We start from the raw sequence: 567 nt of genomic DNA, 5'->3' as shown, positions 1-567 counted from the left end.
CGCCTGCGGCGCGCTGTCCCAGCCGCCGTTCGGGGCCGGGACGTTGACGGCGTCGTCGGGCTGCGGTTCGGCGCTGAAGGTCTGGATCGCGAGCTTGGCGGCGGCGAGCGATTGCGGGTCGAGGCGCTTGGCCACGTCGTCGCGCTTGCCCGCCGCGTCCGCATCGCCCTGGGCGGCTGCGAGGCTGAACCATTTGTAGGACTCGGCGAGGTTCTGCTCGACGCCGATGCCGCGGGCATAGAGGATGCCGAGATTGAACTGGCTGTCGGCGACGCCGCGGTCGGCCGCCTTCCGGAACCACTGCGCCGCGCGATTGTAATTGGCACCGCGTCCGCCGCCGTCGGCATCGAGCACCGCGAGATTGTGCATCGCCTTGGCGCTGCCGCGCTCGGCGGCCTGCGTGTAGTAGCGGCGGGCGATGTCGGCGTCCTTCTTCACCCCGAGGCCCTTCTCGTAGAGCGTGCCGAGGCGGAAGGTTGCGGGCACCACGCCGGCCTGCGCCGCGCGGTCGTACCATTTCGCAGCTTCGTCGTAGTTTGCAGCGACGCCCTTGCCTTCGGCAAAGCG

Annotated in this window: 1 protein-coding gene; it reads right to left on the bottom strand. The window is 70.4% G+C overall.

What is annotated here, in order from left to right; translation table 11 throughout:
• Positions 1 to 567, bottom strand: a 567-nt coding sequence (locus AC1D00_RS44545; RefSeq protein WP_477015135.1) for a tetratricopeptide repeat protein, incomplete at both ends; no start/stop codon positions are given.

It is taken from the genome of Bradyrhizobium sp. P2_E8, assembly GCF_056403875.1.
The sequence above is the reverse complement of the archived record's forward strand: the minus strand, read 5'-3'. Positions and strand labels throughout refer to the sequence as shown.